Here is a 5,983-nt window from a genome sequence, read left to right as displayed (position 1 = left end):
AGCTGCCCGACTGGGACGAGGCAGGCAACCCCGTCCGCCACTGACACCCCGCTCACCCCGAACGAACCCCTGCGGCCCGACGCATCGACACTCCCGTCGTCGCATCACCGGCGCACCATCACCGGCACCGCCGACACATGTCGACGGCACGCCTGGCGTGAACGACTGGCTACCCGATCAGCTCCGCCTTCGGCGGCGCGTTCATCGAGATCACCCGCGTCCACGGCAAGACAACCGAAGTGGCCAGGACACTGGCTCAGCAACCCGAAGCGGGCCAGTGGTCATCACCGGAGATAGGCGCTCCCATGCCCATTGACGACCAAGTTATCCGCCGGGATCGCCGGCATACTGGTTTACCGCGGTAAACCACGCCTCACACCCACGCTGCCGCGAGTCGCCGAGCGATCCCTGTCTGTCGCTGGATGCATTCGCTCCGAAGGGTCCACCACCCGATGAATGAAGCACACGACAAGGCACATCGCACACGACAGTTCATGCCGTTCTCCATCAGAAGCGCGGTGCCGGTCATCCCACAATCGCTGTCAACGTCGCCGCCGTCACCGGCGACGTATGGGATAGGTGACACGCGGACGCCATCTTCCGGTCGCCGCGGTCCGGTGGACCCGCGAAGCTCGGCGATCCGGCGGGCCGGGTACAGAGCAAGCCTCATCCACTGTTCAGTGCCGGATGACGTCGAGCTTGTCGATGGTGGCGAAGGGGAGGCCGAACTGGTCGCCGTAGATGTCGAATCCATTGTTCTCCGGTGGTCGAGGGTGGCGTGGCGCTCGAGAATCGCCCCCACACGCGCTTGATTGCCGTCGGCCAGGGCTGCGGCGAGCTCTTCGTGACCCTCGGCACTGAACAAGACAGGGGAGTTCACGAACTCCAATGTGCTGGTGCGATATTCGCATCCGACCTCGTCGCCGTTGCGGACACGCACCTGGTCGGGGATCTGCTGATCGTCACGACCGTCGGTGTCCCGTCCGGTGCGAGGACCCGGCCGGGCAGGTGACATCGGTCGACTTGGCGGCTTTGAGTTCGGACTTCGTATCGTTGCGCAGCTCGTTGGTCTTGCCCGATATGTACTTACGCACCGACGACGAGGCGCCCTCCAACTACCGCGCCGAACTGCCGCGCCGCCAACAGGAAACGCGCACCCAGCAACGACCGGTGGGATAGATCCTGAGCACGACACAGCCCTCCTCGCTGTGGCTCCGACCGGATTCTCACGAGCCACAGGACCCGCATGTCCTCACCGGCACCCTCGAGAACGAGGTGCCCCGAGGGCGCGGTGGGTTCATCCGTGGAACGGACGTGCGCACCTGGCTCCGGCGGGCAGCACCGCCGCGGTGATCGCTACCCATCTTCATTCCGCACCCGCTACCGTGCCGACCATGGGTACGACCCTGCACGCACCACACCCGTGGCCGCACATCACCGCAGCCCTCCGCGGCCCAGGACCCCGCCGTGTCGCGATCGCCTACCTCGACACCACCGCACCCGACCTACTGCCGCTGCGCGCCGGGGACCTGCTGATCGTCAACGCCGCCCGAGCCGCAGTCCGCGCGCACGCCACCTCCCCCACCGCCCTCAGGTACTTCGTCGACGCCGGTGTTCGTGTGCTCTCGACACCGAATCTGCATACCGGTCTCATCGTCACTCCCCGATACGCGATCGTGGGCCCCTCCAGCGCCTCCCACAGCTCCAGCATCGCCGACGAAACCGCCATCGTCACAGACGATCCCGCCGCCATTGCGGCCGCACATACCTTCATCGACACCCTCGACGACACCACCGACGTCGACCAGGCGTTCCTCGACAGCGCCACCGCGATCTGGTCGATCGGACGCGCCGTGTCCCTTGCCGGCATCGGCAGCCGCGCCCGCAGCGACCACGACTTCCTCCCCACGCCGGTCCGCCGGATGTTCGTCCGCCGCATCACCGAGTACACCCCCACCGCCGACCAACAACAGGTGTGGGAAACGGTGCACCCGTACCCCCGTGACGCTGGCGGGCCGAGCGCGAAATACCAGACGCAGTGGCTGCGGCTGGACACACCCGACGCCGGCCGGCGCAACCGCCTCGAACGCGGCGATGTGCTGCTGCAGGTCACCGCCGACACCGCCTGGATCCATCCACCCGCGGTCGTCGCCGGCGACCCGATCTCCATCCCCCATACCCGCCACGCGGTCGCCTACCTGCTGCGTACCCGGACCGACCTCCAGCCGCTACCGATACCGGACGTCATCCGCGCCCTCGCCGACGCCGGGCACCCCAACCCCCGCCTCCACTTCGACCACCGCGTCATCTCCCCCACACTCCGCGCCGCTCTGCTGCAACTGTGGAACCTCTGAACGGTGCACATTCCCCGTCACACACGATGTTCGGCATCTCCCACCAGATATTCCCGGTGATATCCACAACTCTTGCGCTCCAACGCTTCTCGCGAGCGACGATCACGCTGACATACCCACACGCCGGTGCGTGTTCGGCGACGCAGGTGCCCACCTTTGTCGTCTTCATCGGAGAGTCGGCGGTCGACCACGTCCGGTCGACCTGGCCTGAGGGCCAGGGGCCGCCATGCCCAGTGACCGCCCGGATGAGTTCCTGACCCGCTTGTGCGTGGCTTCCCGGCCTGGGGACGGCCGGGTTCGTGATGTCGAGACCGCCGTCTTGTCCAAGATGTCGACGGCGCTCGGGAATGCATCCGCTGAGATTGGATGGACGCACGGCCGCAATCTACAGGCTCGACGTTGCGCCTTCGAGGTGGTGAAGGTGTTGGTATGAGCGGCGACTGAGGAAAGAGCCGGAAAGATCGATGCGTGCATTCAGCAACTACCTGAGCACCCTTCCGAGTTCGAACACGACGGCGCCGAGGAAGAAACCGACTGGCGCATAGGGTGATTTCGGTTCGGTCAGATTCTGGGCCGCCCATGATTTCGAGCCAGTGCCACTCTGGCTTCGATCTGTAGATCAAGAAGCAGGCCGCGGCTCGCACACAGCTGGAATCGGCAGGCCCACAGGGATTCTTGCAGCATCCCCACTGATGCGCCTGGTACCTGCACTCGTTGGATCCGTCCAGGCCCTTACGGTTCAGATCGAGGACAATCGGACTTCGACACCACAATCTTCGCCGGGTGGCCCGCACCCACGAGCACAAGAAAAGTGCAGTGGGTGCGGGATTGTGGAACTCTGCGGTACCGGCGAACGGAAGGTCAGTGCGCCGCCGTGTACTCGTCGACAAGCGACTGGGGCAGACGTCCGCGAGCGGGGACTTCGTAACCGGCCTCGATGGCCCAATCCCGGATTTCCTTGGAGCTCGGCGCACCCGAAATGCTCTTGCTGGCCGCGCTTCCTCGCCGCTTCCGCCCTCCGACACGGGTAGCATGCGCCACGTAGTGCTCGATCTTCTTGCGGAAGTCTCGGGCGTTCTTCTTGTTCAGGTCGATGGTGTACTCGACGCCATCGAGGGCAAAACTGATCGTCTCCCCCTCATCCTCCAAAGGGGTCCCATCGATGTCGTCGAATACTTCCACGACCGTTCTGCTTGCCACCGGCAAACCTCCATTTTCAACCTTTTCGGAAGGGACTGGAAACATTCTACATACCCACGGTATGGGGCGAATCCTAGAATCAAGAAAGTTCCGCACGTGAACGCATCCAGGTGCCTGCCTGTGCAGTTGATCCGAAGTCACAAGAGAACCGCTCCGAAAGAGCCAGTAATTGGGTCCACACTCAACGCGGCACCGGGACGTGCCGACCGCCCTCGTCTCCGCATCGACGATCACCACGCGATCCCGAACGGCACTCCCCCACTTGCATTGATCGACGATGCAAGCGACGATCAATGCCGGGGCAGATCCCCTCGACGCGACCCGCACTGCCCTCTCAATGCGTCGCGCAACATCAGCCATTCCACCCTGCGCCGGGCTTGGAACTAACCACCACGCAGGCCTACGCAGAAGACAGATTTGTGACGGTCACCACCAACCATCCGAGCAACGACTTTCCATACTTTCGGTCGAGTGATAATGTCCCTCACCTGAAACAAGAGCTTCGCGCCGATGGCTTGTTTCCCGAGGCTAAGAAGAATCCCGACGACACTCGGACCGCAGTCGAAATACCAAACCTCTTTCCTGAACTCAGCGCGGACTCGTCCCCTCCGTCTGAGCGGACGCTGCCGCCTCGGAACATCTACACGCCTGGGACAGGTGCGATGCACGGAGGATGCCCAACTGATGGCCGCACGTCCCGCCCCACCCCGGGCCGTCGAGCCCGATTGGCGGCGACAACCACCCACACCAGCGCTATCAATGGTCTACAAGCGATAGTCAACGAAGGATGCGATCGGCATGGCCGGGTCCGCGACTGCCGAAGACCGCTACCGCAGCGGTCACCTCGCCTTCGAAGACGCCCTGCGCGAGGTGACCGGAGTCCCCCTCGACCGCGACGACTTCGTTCAGATCCTGCACAGCCTCGACTCCCGCCCGGTCGTACCCGAACTGTCCGAACACGACGCCCGTATCCTCGACGGCGCCGGATTCACCGGCTACCGCACCGCCGCGACCATCGCACGACTCGACCGCGACATCCGCATGGCGACACTGGTCCACAACTCGAAAACAATCGACGGCGCCGCCGTCCATCTCGGTGTCACACCCGCCCGCGCCCGGCAACGCATCACCGCCGGCGCACTCTGGGCGTTCGACTCGGGCCGCCACCGACTCCTGCTCCCCGAACAGTTCACCGACACCGGCGAAGTCCCCCACCTCGACAAGATCATGCCATCGATTGCGCAGGACCTGTACCCACTGACGGTGCAGGCACTGCGCACCCAGCCACAGGACTCACTCGTCGTCGACGGCCACCCGGTGTCGATCGTGACGTGGCTGACCGGCAGCGCCGGCAGCGCCGACGACATCGAAAAGGCTCGCGAGGTCACCACCATCGCCGAATGGGAGTCGATGTAGATGGCGGCGATGATCCCGCCACCACCCGCCATCACCACACTCCGCGCAGCAGGACTGCTCCCCGACGAAACCATCGAATGGACACCGACCGAAAGGATCTGGCGCATCCACCCCGTGGTGCACTCGCCGAATTGTTCCAGTCCTCCAGGGCATCGACCGCCACCGCGGTGATCCGCACCTGACCGGCCTCACATTCACACGCCCTGTGCGTCTGCTCGACGTCTCCGGGATCGGCGGCGGAACATGGGCCACCGGCTTCGGTGGCAACTATTCCCTCGACTCGGTGTCCCATGGCCGGGCCCAGTACGAGCAGGAACCATCCACCGCGCCCATCCGGATCTGGACGGCATCATCTACCGCGGCCGGTTCGCCGGGTCCGCCTCGATCGCGCTGTTCGAACGCACCGCCGACGCCTTGCCTACCCGGCCCGAACTCTCACTCCCCCTCGCGCATCCTTGCCCTCGCCGACGCGGTCGACACCGCAGCGCACAGCCTCGGCTACATCGTCACCTGACCGGCAGCACACCGCCAGTGACGAAGCCGATACCGTCGAGATACGCCCGAGGCGCCGAAACACGTTCCCCGCGGCGTCTCCTTCGAGACTCAGCCGAGCACAGGTGTACGGACGCGGCCGCATCCGCCATACCCGCGTCAGCTCGCAGCAGCTAACCCCGTGAGAAGAACGCAGCCGTGCCGCACCAAGTGGACCCTTACTCCCCAACATGAACGAAAGGCTTTTCGCCGGAAGGACATCCGAGAACCGATCGCATGCTCGCGTTCACGGCGGCCGCAACGATCGTCCGCAGCCGCGCGCCATCGACAACCCGCGCTCGCCTACGCCACACTCAACAACCCGAAGATGCAATCTGTGCATCCCAGTCGCCTGGAACCGACGCGAACGCCGACCCAAACGATCGGTCGACATATTCGCGCTGGTCGCAACACGAGCGAACACTCGAACGGACACTGCTCGGAGTTCTACGCTCACCCGTCGATAGCTACCATCGACAACG

General features: G+C 64.6%; 3 protein-coding genes. 2 read left to right on the top strand and 1 reads right to left on the bottom strand.

From position 1 onward, the window contains the following. Window positions 1–1,394 precede the first annotated feature (1,394 nt). On the top strand, window positions 1,395–2,354 hold the full coding sequence (locus I0Q12_RS03975; protein ID WP_197250693.1) for a phosphatidylserine/phosphatidylglycerophosphate/cardiolipin synthase family protein: 960 nt from the start codon (window positions 1,395–1,397) through the stop codon (window positions 2,352–2,354). Between the two features lie 861 nt (window positions 2,355–3,215). On the opposite strand, the gene I0Q12_RS03970 is transcribed toward I0Q12_RS03975, so the two are convergent. Continuing rightward, window positions 3,216–3,554 (bottom strand): Lsr2 family protein, encoded by a 339-nt coding sequence (locus I0Q12_RS03970; RefSeq protein WP_197250692.1) that lies wholly within the window; start codon window positions 3,552–3,554, stop codon window positions 3,216–3,218. Between the two features lie 798 nt (window positions 3,555–4,352). Here I0Q12_RS03970 and I0Q12_RS03965 point away from each other — a divergent pair. Beyond that, window positions 4,353–4,970, top strand: a complete 618-nt coding sequence (locus tag I0Q12_RS03965) for a hypothetical protein (protein WP_197250691.1) — start codon at window positions 4,353–4,355, stop codon at window positions 4,968–4,970. The last annotated feature ends 1,013 nt before the right edge of the window (window positions 4,971–5,983 follow it).

The sequence above is a fragment of the Rhodococcus sp. CX genome, from assembly GCF_015865005.1.
Lineage (GTDB): Bacteria > Actinomycetota > Actinomycetes > Mycobacteriales > Mycobacteriaceae > Rhodococcus.
Note: the sequence above shows the minus strand (reverse complement) of the source record. Positions and strands in the feature narration are given on the sequence as shown.

What these genes read in the sequence shown, in the direction of transcription:
- I0Q12_RS03965 (WP_197250691.1), top strand. Translation starts at nt 4,353, where the DNA reads ATGGCCGGGTCCGCGACTGCCGAAGACCGCTACCGCAGCGGTCACCTC.
- I0Q12_RS03975 (WP_197250693.1), top strand. Translation starts at nt 1,395, where the DNA reads ATGGGTACGACCCTGCACGCACCACACCCGTGGCCGCACATCACCGCA.